We start from the raw sequence: 21,045 nt of genomic DNA on the forward strand, positions 1-21,045 counted from the left end.
GAGGTGACTTCATGAGCATGCCAAGACTCTCTCTGCCCCTGACCCTGACCGCTACCGCCCTGGCGACCTCACTGGCCCTGGGTAGCGCTGCGGCGCTGGCCGCCGACGGGCCCCTGCGCGGTAACATCCGTGTGGTCATCGGCTCCAGTTCCACCGGTGGCGACACCTACCAGAACTCGGCCATCGTGGTGGACCAGCTGTCCGAGGCGCTGGACCTGAACATGAAGGTCGACGCGGTGGGCGTCAGCGCTGCCTATCGCGCCCTGGATCGTGATCCTCGCGGCAACACTCTGATGATCTTCCATGACCAGGCCTACCTGGGGAATCAGTACGGGGTCGAGGGCTACAAGGACCCGTTCGAGAATTACATCATCGGTCCGACCATTGCGATCAATCCGGGCAATGCCTACCTGGTGCCCAAGGACTCGCCCTACCAGACCCTGGACGACATCATCGAAGCGGTCGGCAGTGGTGAGACCGTGCGCGTGGCGATCCAGCCTGGTGGCGTCTCCGAGATTGGCTACACCGCACTCAAGAACGCCATTCGCATCGAGCACCCCGGTACGGAAGACAACCTGGTGGCGGTCAATACCGGCTCCCAGGCCGACAAGAACCAGCTGCTGTTCGATGACCAGGCGGACTTGATCAACGGCTCGGTGCAGGCCAACGAGCAGTACACCCGTCTGCCTGAGGATGACCAGAAGGCCATGCGCTTCGTCTGGCTGACCGCACGCCATGATACCCTGCAGCAGGCCAACGAGGAAGGTCTGGGTCAGACCGACCGCGAGACGCTGCTGCAGTTCGTCGAGCCCAACGTCGAGGTGACCATGGGAGAGGGCGAGAACTTCGCCTTCGATAAGGAATTCTTCTTCCTCTACAACAAGGACATGAATCCAGAGATCGTCGAGCAGATCGACGCCACCCTGGAAGAGATCTACGCCGAAGGCGAGATCCAGGAGACCCAGAAGACGTCTTTCTTTATTCCTGACTTCATGCCCTCCGACGAAGCCCAGGCCCACCTGCGCGAGAAGGCCGACCGCTACGCCGACATCATCGACAGCATCAAGTAAGGGACCGCTGCCGGCGGCTTGGCCCGCCGGCATCCCTGTTCTTGTCCGTCCACACAACTCGCAAGGCTCTCCCGTCAGGCCTGCCCCGGAGCCGCTATGGAAACCTCACCGTTGAGTGTGTCGATCGACTTCGACAGCTCTCACCTGTTCTTCCCCACGATCATTCACTGGGTACTGGCGTTGCTGTTCGCCCTGATCGTGGTGTTTCGCCTTGTTCCTTTCTTTGCTGCGGTCAAACGCGGCGAGAAAACGTTGCCGATCATCGGCGAGTCCATGGACGGATTTCGTTTCTTCGGCACCCTGGTGCTGATCACCGCCTATTTCGTGCTCATGTCGGTGGTGGGGAACCTGTTCCCCTATACCGGCTACGGCTTTCTGTTCGTGTCCATCGTCTTTCTGTTCTTGATGTCGATGATGTACATGCACACCCGCACCCGCCGCAAGGTGATCACCGCCGCGATCAATGCCGTGGTGGCACCCTCACTGGCCTGGCTGATATTCGCCAAGCTTTTTTACATCACCTTGCCGTAGGGGAGAGTTGACCCATGGAACTTCTGTCCTACCTCGATATCACCTTTTTCCTGCTGGCCGCGATCGGTGCCCTGATCGGCATCATCTTCGGCGCTATTCCCGGCATGACCGCCACCATGGCGGTGGCCGTGTGTCTGCCGCTGACCTACGCCCTCGGCCTCGAGCATGGCCTGGCACTGCTGCTTGGCCTCTACGTCGGCGGCATCTCCGGCGGTATGGTGCCGGCGGTGCTGCTCAATATTCCCGGCACGCCCTCGTCGATCACCACCACCTTCGACGGCTACCCCATGGCGCAGAAGGGCCAGGGCGAGAAGGCCCTGCGCGTGTGCGTCGTGGCGTCGCTGGTGGGTGGGCTTGTCAGCGCCTTGGTGCTGTTCTTCTTCGCTCCCTTGCTGGCTGAGTTTTCGATCAAGTTCTCCTATGTGGAGAAGTTTCTGATCATCTTGCTGGCGCTGACGGTCATCGCCTCCATGTCCAGCAACATGTTGATCGGTATCTTCAGCGGTGTACTGGGCATCTGGCTGAGTCTGATCGGCACCTACAGCCTGTCCGACGGCGGCAACGGCAAGACGCGGCTGATGTTCGACTTCATGCAGCCCTATCTGGTGGACGGCTTTGCACTGCTGCCGGTGTTGATCGGGATCTTCGGCATCTCGACCATCCTGCTGGAGGCAGAGAAGGGTGTGAAGAGCGGTCTGTCCGGCGCCAAGATCGAGATGGGCAAGGGCGGTGGTTTCACCTTCGGCCTGTTCAAGGGCCGCCTGACCAACCTGATGCGCTCGTCTTTCATCGGCACCTTCGTCGGGATGCTGCCGGGGGTCGGCGGCAGCGCCGCCTCGGTGCTTGCCTACACCCAGGAAAAGAACCTGTCGCGGGATTCCAGCCAGATGGGCAAGGGTGCGCCCCAGGGGCTGATTGCTTCCGAGTCGGCCAACAACGCCTTGACCGGTGGCGCCCTGATCCCGCTGTTGTCGCTGGGGATCCCCGGGGACTCCACCACGGCGGTGTTGATCGGTGCCTTCACCCTTCAGGGCATCCAGGTGGGGCCTTTGTTCATCCCGGAAAACCAGGACACCTGGACGGTGATGATGATCGCTCTGGTGTTCGCCAACATCGTGATGTTCTTCCTGATGTTCTACGCCATCAAGTACATCGCCCGGGTGGTGCTGGTGCCCAAGTACGTGCTCTATCCGATCATCGTGATGATGTGCGTGGTCGGCGCCTATGCCATCAACTACGGCATCATGTTCGACGTCTGGACACTGCTGATCTTCGGCATCTTCGGTTACCTGATCGAGAAGATCGGGCTCGAGGTCGCGCCTTTGATCATCGGCTTCATTCTGGGCAGCTCCGCCGAGGTGTACTTCGTCAAGAGCCTGGAATCCTTCGGCACCTTCTCGATCTTCTTTACCAAGAGCCCCATCGCGCTGGTGCTGTGGGGGCTGATCGCCGCGTCCATCGCCTTCTCCGTCGTGCTGGGCATCAAGACCCGTGCGCGTCAGAAGATGGAATTGAGTCAGGTGTCCGGCAGCACTTCCGGTGGCACCACTTCTGGATCGGGAGAGCGTCATGACGGCTGAACCCAGGACCAACGAGAGCCGAGTGATCCGCGTCCATCCCGGCGACAATGTCGCCATCGTGGTGGGCCAGGGCGGACTGCCCCGGGGCACGCGCCTGGAAGATGGTGTGGCGCTGGTGAGCGACATTCCCCAGGGCCACAAGGTGGCCCTGGCGGATATCGCCGAAGGTGAGCGCATCCTGCGCTACAACGAGGTGATCGGCACGGCGCTGTCGGCCATCCCGCGCGGTGGCCACGTCAACGAGAACAACGTCAGGCTGCCGATACCACCGAAGCTCGACGAGCTGCCTCTGGCGACCCGCAAGGCGCCGGTGGTCGAGCCACTCGAGGGCTACACCTTCGAGGGCTTTCGCAACCCTGACGGCAGCGTCGGCACCAGGAATGTGCTCGGCATCACCACCAGCGTGCAGTGCGTGGCCGGTACCGTCGATCATGTGGTGGCGAAGATCAAGCGAGAGCTATTGCCGCGCTTCCCCAACGTCGATGACGTGGTCGGGCTCAACCACAGCTACGGCTGCGGGGTGGCGATCGGCGCGCCGGCGGCGATCGTGCCCATCCGCACGCTCAGGAATCTGGCGCTGAACCCCAACTTCGGTGGCGAGGTCATGGTCATCGGCCTTGGCTGCGAGAAGCTGCAGCCCTCGACTCTTATCGAGGACCGCCCGGTCAAGATTTTTGAGCGCAGCGAGGATGCCGGCACAGGTTCCGCCAACGACGACGCCAACGTATTGAGCCTGCAGCACGAGTCCTTCGAAGGTTTCGGCGAGATGGTCGACGGCATCATGGCCATGGCCGAGCGCCACCTTGAGCGGCTGAATCGTCGCCGCCGGGAGACCTGTCCGGTGTCGGAGCTGACGGTGGGCATGCAGTGCGGCGGCAGCGACGCCTTTTCTGGGGTAACCGCCAATCCGGCGGTGGGATTTGCCACCGACCTGATCGTGCGTGCCGGCGGCAGCGTGATGTTTTCCGAAGTCACCGAGGTGCGCGACGCCATCCATCTGCTGACGCCTCGAGCGGTAGACGAGGAGGTCGCCCGGGCGCTGATCGAGCAGATGGCCTGGTACGACGACTATCTGGCCCAGGGCCAGGCCGATCGCAGCGCCAATCCGTCGCCGGGCAACAAGAAGGGCGGGCTCAGCAATATTGTCGAGAAGGCACTCGGCTCGGTGATCAAGTCCGGCAATTCACCGATCGTCGACGTCATAGGACCCGGCGAGCGCCTGCGCAAGCGCGGGCTGACCTTTGCCGCCACCCCGGCCAGCGACTTTATCTGCGGCACCCTGCAGGCGGCGGCGGGCATGAACCTGCAGGTCTTCACCACCGGGCGCGGTACCCCCTACAACCTGGCGATGACGCCGGTGATCAAAGTTTCCACCAACTCGACCCTGGGACGTCGCTGGCACGATCTGATCGATCTGGACGCGGGGCGCATCGCCACCGGCGAGACCAGCATCGAGGACATCGGCTGGGAGCTGTTCGAGATGATTCTCGAGGTGGCAAGCGGCCGTCACCAGGTCGCCGCCGACCGCCTGGGTCTCTACAACGACCTGGTGCTGTTCAACCCGGCGCCGGTCACCTGAGCGCTTCATCATCTTTAACCGAACTACCAAGAGGCAAGACTCCATGTTCCCCAAGATCACCAAGATGAACATCGTGCCGGTGGCCGGCGAAGACGGTTTTCTGCTCAACCTGAGCGGTGGCCATGCCCCCTGGTTCATCCGCTGTGTGCTGGTGCTGGAAGACGAGTCCGGCAATCGCGGCGTCGGCGAGATTCCCTCCAGTGACGGCATCCTCAAGGGGCTTGAGCAGTGTCGTTCGCTGGTCGAGGGCGCACGGGTCAACGAGGTCAAGCAGGTGCTGAGCCAGGCTCGCCAGGCGCTGTCGCGAAACGGCCCGGAGGAGCGCGGTCGGCAGACCTTTGATCTGCGCGTGGCGGTACACGTGGTCACCGCCATCGAGTCGGCACTTTATGACCTGTTCGGCCAGGCGCTGGGCATGCCAGTGGCCGACCTGCTCGGCCAGTACGGACGTCAGCGTGACGAGGTAGAGGCACTGGGCTACCTGTTCTTGCTCGGTGATCCGGACAAGACTGACCTTCCCTATCCCAAGGTCAGCGACCCGATAGACGCCTGGGACGAGGTGCGTTATCAGAAAGCGATGACTCCGGAGGCGGTGGCCAACCTGGCCAAGGCCGCCTACGCGCGCTACGGCTTCAAGGACTTCAAGCTCAAGGGGGGCGTGCTGCGCGGCGAAGAGGAGGCCGACTGCATCCGCGCCCTGCACGAGGCCTTCCCCGAGGCACGTCTGACGCTGGATCCCAACGGCGCCTGGTCGCTGGATGAGGCGGTGCGAGTGCTCGAGCCGATCAAGGACCTGTTGAGCTATGCCGAGGATCCCTGCGGCCAGGAAGGCGGCTACTCCGGTCGCGAGACCATGGCCGAATTCAAGCGTCGTACCGGCCTTGCCACCGCCACCAACATGATCGCCACCGACTATCGTCAGCTGAAACTTGCGGTCCAGCTTAACTCCGTGGACATCCCCTTGGCGGACTGCCATTTCTGGACCATGCAGGGGGCCGTGGCGGTGGGCGAGCTGTGCAACGAATGGGGCATGACCTGGGGCTCGCACAGCAACAACCACTTCGACATCTCTCTGGCAATGATGACCCACGTCGCCGCTGCCTGCCCTGGCGAAATCACCGCCATCGATACCCACTGGATCTGGCAGGACGGTCAGCGCATCACCAAGGAACCGTTCAAGATCGAAGGTGGCAAGCTGAAGGTGCCGACCACGCCAGGCCTTGGCGTCGAGCTCGACGACGACAAGCTGATGGAGGCCCATCGGAAGTACCAGGGCCTCGATGTCACCAGCCGCAACGACGCCATGGCCATGCAGTACCTGATCGACGGCTGGGAGTTCGATCCCAAGCGTCCTGCCCTGGTGCGTTAGCCTCGACTCGATGGCTCAGGTGCGAAAGCCCCGGTGAGGACGAAAGCCGACGGCCTTTACCGACGCTCACCCCGTCGAACGTCACACGACAGGAGAAGATTCATGAAACTGGAAGGAAAGCAGCTGATCGGCAGCCAGGCCGTCGAGGCCAAGGGCGAGCCCATCCACGCCGTCAATCCGGCCACCGGCGAGACCCTTAAGCCTGGCTACAAGGCAGGCGCGAAGGCCGAGGTCGAGCGCGCCTGCGAACTGGCCTGGGCCGCCTTCGATAGCTACCGCAAGACCGGCCTCGAAGCCCGTGCGACCTTTCTCGAGACCATCGCCGAGGAGATCGAGGCGCTCGGTGACGCCCTGATCGAGCGCGCCATGCAGGAGTCCGGCCTGCCCCAGGCACGTCTTGAGGGCGAGCGTGGCCGTACCTGCGGCCAGCTGCGCCTGTTCGCCTCGGTGGTACGCGCCGGCGAATGGCTCGACGTGCGGCACGATCCGGCCCTGCCGGACCGCGAACCGATGCCCCGGGTCGACCTGCGCCAGCGCCATATCGCGCTGGGTCCGGTGGCGGTGTTCGGCGCCTCCAACTTCCCGCTGGCGTTCTCGGTGGCCGGTGGCGATACCGCCTCCGCCTTGGCCGCCGGCTGTCCGGTGGTGGTCAAGGCCCACTCGGCCCACCCCGGCACCTCCGAGCTGGTCGGCCACGCGCTGCAGAAGGCGGTGGCCCGCTGTGAACTGCCGGAAGGCGTGTTCTCGCTGCTGTTCGGCTCCGGTCGCGAGGTCGGCCAGGGCCTGGTCAGCGACGCGCGGATCAAGGCGGTGGGCTTCACCGGCTCGCGCAGCGGTGGCACCGCCCTGATGAAGACCGCCCAGGCGCGTCCCGAGCCGATCCCGGTGTACGCAGAGATGAGCTCGATCAATCCGGTGTTCCTGCTGCCCGAGGCGCTCAAGGCCCGTGGCAAGGAGCTGGGCGAGGCCTTCGTCGGCTCGCTGACCATGGGGGCCGGTCAGTTCTGCACCAACCCGGGGCTGGTGATCGCGGTCAAGGGCGAGGCGCTCGACGGCTTCGTCGAAGCCGCCGCCGAAGCGGTCAAGGGCGCAGGCGCACAGACCATGCTGACTCCGGGTATCCACGACGCCTACACCCAGGGCGTCAACACCCTGGCAGGCAGCGACAAGGCCCGTGAAGTGGCGCGTGGCCCCCAGGGCGACGGACCCAATCAGTGCCAGGCCGGCCTGTTCGTGGCCAAGGCCAACGACTTCCTCAATGATGGGGCGCTCAAGGCCGAGGTATTCGGTTCGACCTCGCTGGTGGTCGAGTGTGCCGACCTGGACGAGGTCAAGGCACTGGCCGAGGGGCTCGAGGGCCAGCTGACCGCGACCCTGCAGATGGACGACGGCGACATCGACGCGGCCCGTGGCCTGCTGCCGATCCTCGAGCGGCGTGCCGGACGGGTGATGGCCAACGGCTGGCCCACCGGGGTCGAGGTGTGCCACGCCATGGTCCACGGTGGCCCCTATCCGGCCACCTCTGACTCGCGCACCACCTCGGTCGGCAGTGCCGCCATCTACCGCTTCCTGCGCCCGGTGTGCTATCAGAACCTGCCGGATGCCCTGCTGCCGCAAGCGCTCAAGGACGGCAACCCGCTGAACGTCAGCCGCCTGGTGGATGGCAAACGGGACAGGTGAAGGGACTGATGGACAGCGCCAGACGCGCTCGGTGGTGACACCGCTGACGTGAAAACAGCAAGGCCCGGTGAGTCGATCACCGGGCCTTGCTGGTATTGCATTGACGCTCGCACTTTTCAGGTTGCGCTGGAGCGTTCATTTGACTCGAGGTGGTACTAAGCTTTGGTACTGTCGGTGCGTGAAACGAAAACATGCAAGTTTTGAGAAGTGCGCGTGTTGCATCGTCCACACCCGACACCCGACACCCGACACCGGATACGGATAAGGGGGCCGTCGCAAGCCTTCGTAAATGGCTGGAAGCAAACGGATTGATGCCATGAACAATGTCATGATGATCAATGGTTATCGCGCCATTATTCAGTATGACCCCGAATTCGAGATGTTTCGCGGAGAATTCACGGGACTCAATGGGGGCGCCGATTTCTATGCCGATAGTGTCTGTGCCTTGCGCAAGGAAGGGGAGATATCGCTGCGTGTCTTCTTGGATACTTGCCGCGAGATGGGGATCGATCCTGTCAGGGCGTACTCTGGAAAGTTCCAGGTCCGCGTTCCCGAATCGATGCACAAGCAGGCGGTTGATGCAGCCAAGGCCCGCGGCATCAGCCTGAATCAGTTGATGACGACTGCGCTAGAGAACGAGCTATCGACGTGACGTCGATGAATTGAGGTCAAAACGTACCGAGATTGCTGGACGCATGGGGTGTGCTGGACCCTTTTCTTACACCAGTTCGGCAGCCGTCAACACCATGATCCCCACACTGATGGAGACCAGGCTAAGCAAGGTGCTGAGCATGATGATGCTGGCGGCGAGGCGTTGATTGGCGCCGGCCCCCCTGGCCATGACGTAGGCTACGGCGGCGGTGGGGCTACCGAGAAACAGGAACAGCATGCCGAGTTCGGCGCCCCGAAAGCCCACCGCCAGTGCCAGTGCAACACCGATGGCCGGCATGACGGCAACTTTCCACAGGCTGGCCGACAGCGCCAGGGTTCCGCTCTCACGGGCGGCCTGCAGGCTCAGGCTGCCACCTATGCAGATCAGCGCCAGCGGTAGCGACAGCGAGGCCAGGTAGTCGCCGGATGTCATCAGCCAGGGCGGCAAGTCGAGGTGAAGGTAGGTCAGCGGCAGGGCGGCGACGATACCGATGATCAATGGGTTGGTGGCGACGTCCTTGAGGATCGCCATGGGACGTGAGCTGACCACCGGACTGTAGACCGACAGTACAATGGCCGACATTACCAGGTTGACGATGATGATGCCGCCGGCCATGACACTGCCGAGCGACAGGCCAAAGTCGCCGTACATGTTGGCCGACAGGGCCAGCCCGACGATACCGCAGTTGCCGCGAAAGGCGCCTTGCACAAAGACGCCGCGATCCACTCGCGGGCAGCGCCACAGGGCCCAGCCCCAGATGACAAGAAAGATGGCCACCGAGACGACCAGATAGAAACCGACCAGTCCGAGCTTCAGGTCCTGGCCGGGATCGGCGCGCAGCAGGCTCAGGAACAACAGCGTTGGCATGGTCAGGCGAAACACCAGGCTCGAGGCGGTGTCGACGAAGGCTTGATCGATCCAGCCCAGACGCTTCAGAACGGCGCCGATGAAGACCATGGCGAAAACGGGCAGGCTGACGCCGAGGGTGCTGGCAAGGATGCTGATATCGATGGGGAGACCCTCCTGCTCGGATAGCACGCTAAAGGACTTAATATACTATGTATGATTTATAATTGGGAAGCCTTTGGGTGGACGGCGTCGGGTGAGGTTCCTGGTATGACCGGGAGCGCGGGACTTCGATGGTGGCTGGATTCAGGAATCTGAGGGCCAATCGAGGTGCGGTTCGACCAGAGAGAGGGCCGGTCGAAGAAGAGGAGGTGAAGAGGACGTGGAGATGAGGTGAAGAGAACGACTGAAGAGGGCGCACGTCGGGGCTTCTGGTGCGCCCTTGTCAAGAGAGTTCAGCGCGCCAGCCAGAGTCCGATGACCACCGCCACGGCCACGGTGGTGAAGAACAGACGGTTGCGCAGGCGGGTATCGCGGGCGGGTTTACGGGACACGCGTTGCTCCTTGGTAGCGGGGAGTCAGGGGGAATTCCGGGGAATCTAGGCTTTGGTTCACTTGGCGGCCTAGGGTAATGCCGTTAGCCTGCCAAGGCTACAGCGGCGGGTCGCCGCCTCTCATCGGATGAGACAGAATCATGCCAGATACCCCAACCTTGCTGTTCGCCCACGCCAATGGCTTTCCCGGCGGCAGTTACAGAAGCCTGCTGGCACCACTCGCAGAGCGCTTCGACGTCCAGCCGCTCGATCGCCTGGGCCACCATCCCGATTTTCCCGTGGGCCACAACTGGTTGGCATTGCGTGATGAATACCTCGAGAGCACCCGTCATCTCAGCGGTCCTCTTGTCGGCGTCGGCCACTCCATGGGCGGGGTGATCACCGCCATGGCGGCGCGCCAGGAGCCGGAGCGGTTCCAGGCGGTGGTGATGCTCGACCCGCCGCTGATGCTGGGCATCGACGCCTTGGCCATGCGCGTCAGCAAGTGGCTCGGCATGGTGGATCGAGTGACGCCGGCAGGCAAGAGCAAGGGGCGCCGTACCCGTTGGGAAAGCCGTGATGCGATGCGCGCTCAACTTCGGCGCAAGGGTCTGTTTCGCAGCTTCACCGAGGAGGCGCTGGACGACTACATCGATGCCGGCACCACGACCCTGGAGGACGGCGCGGTGGTGTTGAGCTATGACCCGGATATCGAGGTCGAGATCTTCCGTCATCTGCCCCACCATCTGGATCGTCTGCCCACGGAGGTACGAGTACCTCTGGGTGTGCTGGCAGGGGAGACGTCTGACTTGCTGACCGAGGCACGTTGCCGACGTCTCAGCCGGCGCGGTATCGCCCTGGACAGGGTGCCCGGCAGTCATATGTTTCCGATGGAGCAGCCCGAGGCAACGCGACGCGCCTTGCTTGCCATGATCGACCGTCTGCTGGGCGAAGGGGCTACGCAATGAAGCCAGCGGGAGAAGCGCTTCGCCTGGCACAGGGGCGCCTGGCCGCACTGGCCTGGGGAAGCACGGAGGCGCCGGTGTGGCTGGCGCTGCACGGCTGGCTCGACAACGCCGCAAGCTTTGCGCGTTTAGCGCCGGTGCTGGCCGAACGGCTCGATATACGCCTGGTGGCCATCGACATGGCCGGCCATGGTCACTCCGAGCGGCTGCCCGGTGACTACGACTACGCCATCTGGGACTACTGCCACGACCTGCTCGATGCACTGGATGATCTCGGACTGGATAGTGCCCCGGTGCTGGCTCACTCCCTCGGCGCCGGGGTGGCCTGCCTGGTCGCCGCGGCCTGGCCCGAACGCATCGAGCGCCTGGTGCTGATCGACGGTCTGGGGGCCTTGACCACCCCACCTGAAGATACCGCTGGCCAGTTGGGGCGTTCGTTGCGGGCCCAGCGTCGCCGTCGCTCGCGGATTCCTCATTATGCCGATCTGGATACCGCGGTGGCGGCGCGGGTCGCCGGTGGCGCCACCCCGGTGGATGCCGAGACGGTGCGCGACATCGTGGCCAGGAACCTGACCCCCTGCGACGAGGGCGGCCTGCGGCTGCGCACCGACCCGCGCCTGCTGCGCCCCTCCCCCGTGCGGCTGACCGATGACCAGGTCGCGAATCTGCTCGAGGCTATTGCCTGCGAGGTACTGCTGGTCGAAGGGCGTGACGGTATTCTCGGGGAACGTCCACGAGGGGTGGCTTCGCGAGCACGCGTTCGCCGCCTGACCCGTTGCGTGCTGGAGGGCGGACACCATCTTCATGCCTCGCCGCAGCACGCCCCCGCGGTGGCCGATGCCATCGTCGAGGCGTTGTCCGCAACACCTTGATCGAAAAGACGATCTTGGCAGCCAGTCGGTGGATGAGTCTTGGCCGCTGCGCCGTGACAGGCCGCGTAAGCTTTTCCACGGTGGGTTAGTCTAAGCTTATAGACAGGCCTGCGAGTGCGAGGCATGCGCTGTTCAAGCGCTGCCCGCGCGGCCAATCCGCAGCAGGAGGGCATTGCCATGACCGTCTATCGCCACGATTGTCCCCCGGGATCGAGCGGCAAGCGCATTGCGCTGACATTGGGTAGTGGTGGTGCCCGAGGCTATGCCCACATCGGTGTGCTGCAGGAATTGGTCGCCCGCGACTATGAAGTGGTGGCTATCTCGGGGTGCTCCATGGGCGCCCTGGTCGGGGGCATCTTTGCTGCGGGGAAGCTCGAGCCCTACCGTCAGTGGGTCGAGGAGCTGGGCTCCTTCGGCGTACTTCGCCTGCTCGACATGTCGTTCACCTCCATGGGTGCCATGCAGGGCAGGAAGGTGATGAGCAAGATCGAGTCCTTTATCGGTGACGTCGCCATCGAGGACCTGCCCATTCCCTTCACCGCGGTGGCGACCGACCTGATGCGCCAGCGAGAAGTGTGGTTTCAGCGGGGGTCCCTGCTCAAGGCTATCCGTGCCTCCATCGCCATACCCGGGGTCTTCACGCCGGTCGAGGATGGGCCTCGGCTGCTGGTCGATGGCGGTCTGCTCAATCCGCTGCCGATCATCTCCAACGTCTCGGTCCACGCGGACCTGGTGATGGCGGTCAACGTCACCGCCAACAGCCCCAACCTTGTCTCTCTCGAGGAGTTGCTGCCGGTGGAGTGCCCGAGCTGCGATGAGGCTCGAGGCGGTAAAGGTTCCAACGGAGAACGCCGCAGGGGCGATCGACGCGGTGCGCTGATGGCGCGGCGTTTTCAGGAAAGCGCCGAATCGGAGGCCGAAGCCGACCGTGCCGAGCGCGGTAATGCCGCGCTGGGGCGCAAGGACTGGGGGCGGCTGGCCACCATCCTGACCTCCTTCGATATCACCCAGGCGGCGTTGGCGCGCTACAAGGAGGCGGGCTATCCGCCGGACATCCTGGTGGAGATACCCAAGACCGTCTGCGGTTCCTTCGAATTCCACCGTGCCAGGGATCTGATCCGTCTGGGGCGTCACCTGACCTGCCAGGCGCTGGATCGCATCGAGACCTGCGGTATCGTCGAGCAGACTGAAAAGCCAGCAGGCTGACCCAGGGCATCGGCCGCGCCATCTCTACAATACCTCGGTGGCACAATGCACCTTGTGATAGGGGCTCAGGGCGTCTGGCCGCGCCGTCTCAGCAGCACGTAAACCGCACCGGTGCCGCCTTCGGCGTCGGTGGCCGAACAGAAGGCCAGTACGCTTGGCCATTCTCTCAACCACGCATTGACGTGACTCTTGATCACCGGATAGTCGGCGGTGGCGCCCCAGGCCTTGCCGTGGACCACGATCACGCAGCGATGACCACTGGCCACCGAGTCACGCAGAAAGCTCTCGAGTTCAGAGCGAGCCTCCTCGAGGCTGTAGCCGTGCAAGTCCAGACCGCCTTCCCAGCCGATCATCCCGCGCTTCAACTGGCTACGGGTGCGATAGGGCAGGTCGGGAAGGGCAAAGTCCAGATACTCCGATGGGCGTACCGGCTCGACTCGGCCATCCGAGGTGCGCCCGGTGGCCACGTCATCACCCGCGCTGACGGCGGCAGCGCGGCGCGCGGCGGCGGCCTGATCTCGCTGGGCACGGGTGGTCGGGCGCGGCTTGCCGGTGTCGGCGCGGTTGTGGCGGATACGACGGACACCTGCCTGCTCCAGGGCCTGGCGAAACGCGCTGATCTCGTCGTCGGGCGGTGGCTGGCGCTGGCTCATGGGGTCCTCGGGTCCGGTAAAAGGGAGGCCCAGTATACCGTGGTGGCCGTGGCAGTGAACCGCCGGCACGGATACAATGCCTTGCGAGTCAGATAGCCATCTATATCGCTATCTCGATCTCTATCTATATCGCTATCCAGGATCTTGCATCTGCCTTCGCCCCTGGAACGGAAGGGACCTTCGCGTGAAGGTCGTCGAAGGCGGTGATGGTCCATGCGATCCTGGCGCACGCCTCTTCTTGAACCCGATCGACAGGATGCCCTCTTGGCCGACTCTTCCTCCTCTCCGTCCACTTCCAGGTCTTCGACGCTGGCGCTCCCCGACGCTGAATTGGCCGACGGCCTGTTCACCCTGCGCGACTGTCTGCGTTGGGCAACCAGCGAGTTTCACCTGGCGGGGCTGACCTATAGCCACGGCACAGACAGCGCCTGGGATGAGGCGGTGGCCCTGGTGCTTGGCGCCTTGCATCTGCCCTGGAACGTGGACCCCGGCGTGCTGGATGCGCGGCTGCTGCCGATGGAACGCGAGCGCATCGTCGGCCTGGTGCGCGACAGGATCAGCGACAGGCGGCCCTTGCCCTACCTGCTCGGCGAGGCCTTCTTCGCCGGGCTTGTGTTCAGTGTGGACGAGCGGGTGTTGATTCCGCGCTCGCCGATTGCCGAGTTGATCGAGTCGGGCTTTCAGGCCTGGTTCCCCGAGGAGCCGCCTCGGCGCATCCTCGACCTGTGCACCGGCTCGGGCTGTATCGGCATCGCCTGTGCTGAGTATCTGCCTACCGTCGAGGTGGACCTGTCCGATATCAGCCAGGACGCCCTGGCGGTGGCCCGTGAGAACATCAATCGCCACGACGTAGGCCGGCGCGTGCGCGCGGTGCACAGCGACGTCTTCGATGGCCTGGAAGGGCAGCGCTACGACTTGATCGTGTCCAACCCGCCCTACGTCGATATCCGTGACCTGACCACCATGCCGGAGGAGTTCCGTCATGAGCCGGCGCTGGCGCTGGGGGCGGGCAGCGATGGTCTGGATATCGTCAGACGTATCCTGCGCGAGGCAAGAGCGCACCTCAGCGACCACGGCGTGCTGATCGTCGAGGTCGGTAACTCCGATCATCATCTGGAAGCGGCCTTCCCCGAGGTTCCCTTCCTGTGGCTCGAATTCGAGCGCGGCGGTCAGGGCGTGTTCGCCCTCACCGCCGAAGAACTCGACGCCCATGCGGCGTCCTTTGCACAACAATAGAGGAGCGCCCATGTCCGGCAATACCTTCGGCAAGCTGTTTACCGTCGCCACCTTCGGCGAGAGTCACGGGCTTGCGCTCGGCGCCATCGTCGATGGCTGCCCGCCTGGCATCGAGCTCAGCGAGGCCGATCTGCAGGCCGACCTGGATCGTCGCCGTCCAGGCACGTCGCGCCATACCACCCAGCGTCGTGAGCCTGATCAGGTGAAGATCCTGTCGGGCGTGTTCGAGGGGCGCACCACCGGTACCTCGATTGGCCTGTTGATCGAGAACACCGACCAGCGCTCCAAGGACTATTCGAAGATCAAGGACCAGTTCCGGCCGGCCCACGCCGACTACACCTATCACCACAAGTACGGCGAGCGCGACTATCGCGGTGGCGGACGTTCCAGTGCCCGCGAGACCGCCATGCGGGTGGCCGCCGGGGCCATCGCCAAGAAGTACCTGGCGAGCCAGGGCATCGTGGTGCGTGGCTACATGAGTCAGCTGGGCGAGCTGGCCATCGAGTTTCGTGACTGGGAAGCGGTCAACGACAACCCCTTCTTCTGTCCCGACCCCGAACGGGTGCCGGAACTCGAGGCCTACATGGACCAGCTTCGCCGTGACCAGGACTCGGTGGGGGCGAAGATCACCGTCACCGCCGAAGGGCTGCCGCCCGGGCTTGGCGAGCCGGTGTTCGACCGCCTCGATGCCGAACTGGCCCACGGCCTGATGAGCATCAACGCGGTCAAGGGCGTCGAGATCGGTGACGGCTTTGCCAGCGTGGCCCAGCGTGGCAGCCAGCACCGTGACGAGATGACCCCGGAGGGTTTTCTGTCGAATCATGCCGGTGGCGTACTGGGAGGCATCTCCAGCGGCCAGACGCTGATCGCTCACCTGGCGCTCAAGCCGACCTCCAGCATCACCATTCCTGGGCGCTCCATCGACGTGTACGGCAACCCGGTGGAGGTGGTGACCAAGGGACGCCACGATCCCTGCGTGGGGATTCGTGCCACGCCCATCGCCGAAGCGATGATGGCGCTGACCCTGATGGACCACCTGCTGCGTCATCGCGCACAGAACAGTGATGTGCGAGTCAGCACACCGCGGCTACGCTGAATCGCAGAGCATGACAGGACTGCTACACTCAAGTAACTGTGGCAGGGAAGGTGCAGGATGCAGGCATCTTTGCGCCCGATAGCGCGGGCTACCGGCGCCACACACCGCCATACAAGGATCACGAGGCCAGCATGAAGATCAACGTCGAATTCGATCTGACCCCGGAAGAGTTACGCCAGGCATTGGGGCTTCCCAATATCGAGGCCTTCCAGCAGGACCTGCTCGATCGCATTCATCGGCAGATGGAGTCCGGTGTCGAAGGCTACGATCCGATGAGCCTGATGCAGCCGTTCCTGCAACAGCCGGCGCTGCAGCAGGGACTGTCCCAGGGGCTTGCCAGTTTCGGCAACTATCAGAAGATGATGATGGATATGCTGACCCAGGCCGCCCAGAGCGCCAAGGGTTCTTCTGCCAAGGATGACAAGGCCGAGGAGGCGTCAAGCTCCACGGCGCCGCGGTCCAGTGGGGCGGCCAAGGCCAGCTCGCGCAGCGCCAAGGGCGGCAAGAGCTAGCCAGGTGCTCGTCAAGTGCCCGCCAGGGGCCCGCAGGAAAGCGGCCACGGGTATGACGGGGAGGGCAGATTCGCCGATGGCGAGGGTGCGGGGCGTCTTGATGCACAATCGCGCAGGAGGCGACGCCTGTCATGGCGTTGTCACCGAGGGTGTGCCAGACTGAGTTTGTTGCGCTGCAACAACGCTGTCCTCAGCATGCTTCCTGGACGGAGGCGCCATGGCGGACAGTGGCAGCGGATTGCCGAGTGGACAGACACCATCGACACGATTCCAGGAGGTTCGGTCATGCAAGACAAGATGTTCGACAACTTCAACGAGCAGACTCGTCAGTTCTTCGAGCCGATGCGCAAACTCAACTCCCTGATGCTGGACAACATGCAGAAGATGTCCCAGTACCAGATGGAGTCGATGAAGCGCTACAGCCAGATGGGTACCGAGCGCATGCGTGAAGCCACCGCGATCAACGACGCCGAGGGGCTGCGCGACTTCTCTACCCGTCAGGCCGAGATGCTCAACGAACTGTCGGCGCAGATGCTCGAAGATGCCCGCGCCATGAGCGAAATGAGCCTCGAGTTCAAGAGCGAACTGGAGTCGCTGTTTGCCGAGTCCGGCCAGCAGCTTGCCGATCAGGCGACCCAGGCCCGCGACCAGGCGACCGAGGCGGTCGAGAAGGCTACCCAGCAGGTCACCGAGGCAGCCGAAAAGGCCACCCAGCAGGCCAGCCAGGCGACTTCACAGGCTGCCTCCCAGGCCTCGTCTCAGACCAGCAGCGCCAGCAAGTCGACCGGCGGAACCGCCAAGGCGACCTCCAGCCGCAAGCGCACCTGAGCCAAGCGGGTCTGAGGCAGGCGCACCTGAGACAAGAGTACTGTTGGACGTGCCAACGAGTGAGCGGCCGCAGGCGAGTGCAGGCATTGGCGTGAAGCGCCTGCCGCACGACGGTATAGACAGCGGCGGCCGACTCGCCCCCCAACAACGATGACGAAACGAGGGTGGATAGCTGCGACGCCGCGAGGCCGACGGTGGTCCACCCTTTTTTGCAGGGCAGGCCAGAGGAGAACGCAATGGCGGCAGGTGATCAGGCGGCGGACAACCCGGAGGAATGGGGCAACCAGCTATCGGTGCTGGGTGCCGAGTACCAGGCGTTGATGGAAGATTTCCTTTCGCGCATGGTGCCCAATGACGCAGCGGATTCGGTGATGGAGGACATTCGCAACAGCTTCCAGGCCGGTGCCGAATCGCTGATGCGCAATCCCACCCTGCTATGGGAGACCCAGGCCAAGCTGATGCAGGACCAGATGGCGCTGTGGCAACAGGCCATGGCGGCGGCCAGCGGCGGTGCCTTCGAGCCCTTGGTGACGCCGTCCCGCGGCGATCGCCGCTTCAAGGACGAGGCCTGGACCAGCGATCCTGGCTACAACGCCATCATGCAGCAGTATCTGCTGTTCTCGAACACCGTCGAGACTCTGGTGGACAAGCTCGACGATCTGAGCCCCGGCGAGAAGCGTAATCTGTCCTTCTACGCGCGTCAGATGGTCAACGCCATGTCGCCGACCAACTTCGTCTCCACCAATCCCGAAGTCATGCGCAAGACCCTCGAGACCCGGGGCCAGAACCTGGTCGACGGTCTGTCGCGTCTGCGCCAAGACCTGGCCAACTCGGCCGAGGGTCTTAACGTCACCATGACCGATCGCAGCGCCTTCGAGGTCGGTGAAAACATCGCGGTGTCACAAGGCGCGGTGGTGATGGAAAACGAGCTGATCCAGCTGATCCAGTACGCGCCCACCACCGAGGAGGTGTTCAAGACGCCGCTGTTGATCGTGCCACCCTGGATCAACAAGTTTTACGTGCTCGACCTGCGCCCGGAAAACTCGCTGGTGAAGTGGCTGGTGGACCAGGGCCACACCGTGTTCCTGATCTCCTGGCGCAACCCTGGACCGGAGCAGCGCGATCTGACCTGGGCGGACTACATGCAGCTTGGCCCGATCGCGGCGCTGGACGGTATCGAGCAGGCCACCGGCGAGAAGTCGGCCAACTTCCTGTCCTACTGCATCGGCGGCACCCTGACGGCCTCGACCATGGCCTACCTGACCAGCACCCGGCGCGGGCGCAAGGCCAAGTCGGTGACCTACATGGCGACCCTGCAGGACTTCCGTGACCCCGGCGAGATCGGCGTCTTCCTGAGCGAACCGGTGCTCCAGGGCATCGAAGCCAAGCTCGAGCAGGACGGTTACCTGGATGGCCGCGTCATGGCCTACTCGTTCAACCTGCTGCGGGAGAACGACCTGTTCTGGTCGTTCTACGTCAACAACTACCTGAAGGGCGAGGATCCTGCGGCCTTCGACCTGCTGTACTGGAATACCGACGGCACCAACCTGCCGGCGGGCACCCACGGCTGGTATCTGCGCCATCTGTATCAGGAGAACCAGCTGGTCGAGCCAGGCGGTGTCGAGCTCGACGGCGTCAAGATCGACCTGCGCAAGGTGTCGACGCCGAGCTACTTCATCGCCACCAAGGAAGACCATATCGCCAAGTGGAACAGCAGCTACTACGGCGCGCTGTTGCCCAAGGGCCCGGTGACCTTCGTGCTGGGGGGCTCTGGCCATATCGCCGGTGTGGTCAATCCGCCGCACAAGAACAAGTACGGCTACTGGACCAACGACGAGCTACCCGACAACCACGAAGAGTGGCTGGCCGGGGCCAAGGCCAATGAAGGCTCCTGGTGGCCCCACTGGCAGGAGTGGATGGTCAAGGGTGGCTACGTGGACGCCGACAAGATGGTCGATGCCCGCGAGCCTGGTGGCGGTGAGCTGCCGCTGCTGGAGCCCGCGCCGGGGCGTTTCGTCAAGACCAGCATCCCTGAAGTGCTGGGCGAGGCGGAGGACGACGAGGCCGCCGAGTAACGTTCGTCAGCGTGACAGGCAGGAGGGTATCCGAGGAACGCATCTGGCCTTTGATACCCGCCTGACGCTCGTACACTAATCACCACTGTTGCAACACGGTTGCAACACAACAACGCCGCGAGGGCTCAGGCCCTCGCGGCGTTGTCGTTTGTGGTGAATGTCGTTCGCGGCCAGAGCGGCGTCGACGGTCGTTGGCTTGCGTCGGCTTGCGTTGGCTTAGCCCCGCCGGCGCCACAGTGCGCCCGCCAGCAGCATCAGCCCGGCGACGAGCCAGGTGGGCCAGCTACCGGTGCGGGTGAAAGGCGTCAGCCCCTGCATCGGCTGCACCTGACCGTCCAGGCGCGCCGTCTCGAACTGGGGCAGCTGGTCGAGCAGGTGGCCCTGATCGTCGATGATGGCGGTGATGCCATTGCTGGTGGCACGCATCACGTAGCGGCCGTTTTCCAGGGCGCGCAGCCGGGCCATTTCCAGGTGCTGGTGGGGGCCGATCGAATCGCCAAACCAGCTGTCGTTGGAGACGGTGAGCAGCAGTTCCGAATCACGGGCACGCTCGGCCACCAGGTCGGCGTAGATGATCTCGTAGCAGATGGCGTTGCCGAGGGTGTGACCGGCGGCGGTCATCGGCGGCTGCGTATCCGGTCCCGGCGTCATGGCCGGCATCGGCAGGTCGAAGAAGGCGATGGCGCCCCTGAGCAGGCTTTCCAGTGGCAGGTACTCGCCGAAGGGCACCAGGTGGGCCTTGCGATAGGCGCCACTGGCGTTGCCATAGGCGCTCACGGCGTTGAAGAAGCGCCCGTCGGCGTCGCGCTGGAGGATACCGGTCAGCAGCGCCGTCTCGGGGGCCAGCGCCGCCTGGGCGCGGGCCATGATCGGCTGGGCCTGGTCCTCGAACATCGGCAGGGCGGCCTCGGGCCAGATGACGATGTCCGGCTCCACCGGGGCGGTCGCCTCCAGGTCACCGGTCATGCCCAGATAGGTATTGACCGCCTGGCGCTGGCCTTCTGGCAGCCACTTGATCTCCTGGGGCAGGTTGCCCTGCAACAGGGCCACGTTCAGCGGATCACCGGTGGGCGAGGTCCACTGGTTCGGCAGCAGCCAGGGCAGGCCCCACAGAGCCACCAGCGGCACGGCGGCCAGCGGACGAGGCCGCGCGATTTCCGCCAGCAAGACACCGCTGGCCGCCACCACCAGCGACAGCAGGTAGACGCCGCCCAGGGGCGCCAGCGCCGACAGCGGCGAATCGACCTGGGTGCTGCCGAGCAGCAGCCAGGGAAAGCCGGTGAACAGCCAGGTCCTGATCCACTCCATCAGAACCCAGAAACCGACGAAGCCGAGCCCGCCCGCCAGCGGGGTGGGGCTGGCCGGCATCAGGCGCCGGAACAGGCCCATCGGCAAGGCGACGAACAGTGCCATGCTGGCAACGAACAGGGCGGTCAGGAAAAACGCCAGAGGTGCGCTGGTGTAGCCGTAGTCGTGGATCGATACGTAGACCCAGGAGGCGCCGCTTCCGAACAGTCCAAGGCCGTAGCACCAGCCGCGCAGCAGCGCCTGGCGTGCGCCCCGACGATAGAGACCGGCGTAGACCAGGGTGGCGGCCAGCGGGGCCAGCCACCACCAGGAAAAGGGGGCGGCGGCGAGGGTCGTCAGCCCTCCGGCGATCAGGGCGGCAAGGTAGCCGGCCCTGCCGCCGAGCACTCGCTCGAGCATGGGGTCCATCCTTGGTGTGGGCGAGAAAGGCAAGGCGCCCCCGGATGGGGGCGCA

Annotated in this window: 18 protein-coding genes; 15 read left to right on the forward strand and 3 right to left on the reverse strand. The window is 64.1% G+C overall.

What is annotated here, in order from left to right; all coding sequences use genetic code 11:
• The first annotated feature begins 11 nt into the window (after positions 1 to 11).
• From NKF27_RS05050 to NKF27_RS05080, 7 genes are all read left to right on the forward strand, one after another.
• Positions 12 to 1,070 (forward strand): ABC transporter substrate-binding protein, encoded by a 1,059-nt coding sequence (locus NKF27_RS05050; protein WP_213231550.1) that lies wholly within the window; start codon positions 12 to 14, stop codon positions 1,068 to 1,070.
• Positions 1,071 to 1,166: 96 nt separating this feature from the next.
• The gene (locus tag NKF27_RS05055; RefSeq protein WP_213231548.1) at positions 1,167 to 1,601 is read left to right on the forward strand and encodes a tripartite tricarboxylate transporter TctB family protein; all 435 of its coding nucleotides are present in this window, start codon (positions 1,167 to 1,169) and stop codon (positions 1,599 to 1,601) included.
• 14 nt (positions 1,602 to 1,615) lie between these two features.
• On the forward strand, positions 1,616 to 3,181 hold the full coding sequence (locus NKF27_RS05060; RefSeq protein ID WP_253555578.1) for a tripartite tricarboxylate transporter permease: 1,566 nt from the start codon (positions 1,616 to 1,618) through the stop codon (positions 3,179 to 3,181).
• Entirely contained in the window at positions 3,171 to 4,760 is a 1,590-nt protein-coding gene (garD, locus tag NKF27_RS05065; RefSeq protein ID WP_253555579.1) for a galactarate dehydratase, read from the forward strand. The genes NKF27_RS05060 and garD overlap by 11 nt, the downstream gene beginning before the upstream one ends.
• Positions 4,761 to 4,803: 43 nt before the next feature.
• Entirely contained in the window at positions 4,804 to 6,129 is a 1,326-nt protein-coding gene (locus NKF27_RS05070; RefSeq protein WP_222515519.1) for a glucarate dehydratase family protein, read from the forward strand.
• Positions 6,130 to 6,231: 102 nt separating this feature from the next.
• Positions 6,232 to 7,809, forward strand: a complete 1,578-nt coding sequence (locus NKF27_RS05075) for an aldehyde dehydrogenase (NADP(+)) (RefSeq protein ID WP_253555580.1) — start codon at positions 6,232 to 6,234, stop codon at positions 7,807 to 7,809.
• Between the two features lie 316 nt (positions 7,810 to 8,125).
• Positions 8,126 to 8,461, forward strand: a complete 336-nt coding sequence (locus tag NKF27_RS05080) for a type II toxin-antitoxin system HicB family antitoxin (protein ID WP_253555581.1) — start codon at positions 8,126 to 8,128, stop codon at positions 8,459 to 8,461.
• A gap of 66 nt (positions 8,462 to 8,527) precedes the next feature.
• Here the strand turns inward: NKF27_RS05080 and NKF27_RS05085 are convergent, their stop codons facing one another.
• Entirely contained in the window at positions 8,528 to 9,499 is a 972-nt protein-coding gene (locus tag NKF27_RS05085; protein WP_301271179.1) for an AEC family transporter, read from the reverse strand.
• A gap of 502 nt (positions 9,500 to 10,001) precedes the next feature.
• Between NKF27_RS05085 and NKF27_RS05090 the strand changes: the two genes are divergently transcribed.
• From NKF27_RS05090 to NKF27_RS05100, 3 genes are all read left to right on the forward strand, one after another.
• On the forward strand, positions 10,002 to 10,808 hold the full coding sequence (locus NKF27_RS05090) for an alpha/beta fold hydrolase (RefSeq protein ID WP_253555582.1): 807 nt from the start codon (positions 10,002 to 10,004) through the stop codon (positions 10,806 to 10,808).
• Positions 10,805 to 11,677 (forward strand): alpha/beta fold hydrolase, encoded by an 873-nt coding sequence (locus NKF27_RS05095; RefSeq protein WP_253555583.1) that lies wholly within the window; start codon positions 10,805 to 10,807, stop codon positions 11,675 to 11,677. The genes NKF27_RS05090 and NKF27_RS05095 overlap by 4 nt, the downstream gene beginning before the upstream one ends.
• Before the next feature lie 177 nt (positions 11,678 to 11,854).
• A complete protein-coding gene (locus NKF27_RS05100; protein ID WP_253555584.1) occupies positions 11,855 to 12,883 on the forward strand; it encodes a patatin-like phospholipase family protein in 1,029 nt (342 codons plus the stop codon).
• A 65-nt stretch (positions 12,884 to 12,948) separates the two neighbouring features.
• On the opposite strand, the gene NKF27_RS05105 is transcribed toward NKF27_RS05100, so the two are convergent.
• On the reverse strand, positions 12,949 to 13,536 hold the full coding sequence (locus tag NKF27_RS05105; RefSeq protein WP_045991797.1) for a Smr/MutS family protein: 588 nt from the start codon (positions 13,534 to 13,536) through the stop codon (positions 12,949 to 12,951).
• Between the two features lie 264 nt (positions 13,537 to 13,800).
• Here NKF27_RS05105 and prmB point away from each other — a divergent pair, with 264 nt between their 5' ends.
• The 5 genes from prmB (at position 13,801) to phaC (ending at position 19,283) form a co-directional block, all read left to right on the forward strand.
• Positions 13,801 to 14,772 (forward strand): 50S ribosomal protein L3 N(5)-glutamine methyltransferase, encoded by a 972-nt coding sequence (prmB, locus tag NKF27_RS05110; protein WP_253555586.1) that lies wholly within the window; start codon positions 13,801 to 13,803, stop codon positions 14,770 to 14,772.
• Between the two features lie 10 nt (positions 14,773 to 14,782).
• Positions 14,783 to 15,868: a chorismate synthase gene (gene aroC, locus NKF27_RS05115; protein ID WP_253555587.1), complete on the forward strand. Its 1,086-nt coding sequence runs from the start codon at positions 14,783 to 14,785 to the stop codon at positions 15,866 to 15,868.
• A 131-nt stretch (positions 15,869 to 15,999) separates the two neighbouring features.
• The gene (locus NKF27_RS05120) at positions 16,000 to 16,380 is read left to right on the forward strand and encodes a hypothetical protein (protein WP_045991794.1); all 381 of its coding nucleotides are present in this window, start codon (positions 16,000 to 16,002) and stop codon (positions 16,378 to 16,380) included.
• A gap of 285 nt (positions 16,381 to 16,665) precedes the next feature.
• Complete coding sequence (locus NKF27_RS05125; RefSeq protein WP_045991793.1) at positions 16,666 to 17,208, forward strand: phasin family protein; 543 nt, start codon at positions 16,666 to 16,668, stop codon at positions 17,206 to 17,208.
• A 236-nt stretch (positions 17,209 to 17,444) separates the two neighbouring features.
• The gene (phaC, locus tag NKF27_RS05130) at positions 17,445 to 19,283 is read left to right on the forward strand and encodes a class I poly(R)-hydroxyalkanoic acid synthase (RefSeq protein ID WP_253555588.1); all 1,839 of its coding nucleotides are present in this window, start codon (positions 17,445 to 17,447) and stop codon (positions 19,281 to 19,283) included.
• 216 nt (positions 19,284 to 19,499) lie between these two features.
• Here phaC and lnt read toward each other — a convergent pair whose 3' ends face one another.
• Complete coding sequence (lnt, locus tag NKF27_RS05135; RefSeq protein ID WP_253555589.1) at positions 19,500 to 20,990, reverse strand: apolipoprotein N-acyltransferase; 1,491 nt, start codon at positions 20,988 to 20,990, stop codon at positions 19,500 to 19,502.
• Positions 20,991 to 21,045 lie beyond the last annotated feature (55 nt).

The organism is Halomonas sp. DN3, from assembly GCF_024137905.1.
In the GTDB taxonomy this organism is placed as follows: domain Bacteria; phylum Pseudomonadota; class Gammaproteobacteria; order Pseudomonadales; family Halomonadaceae; genus Halomonas; species Halomonas litopenaei.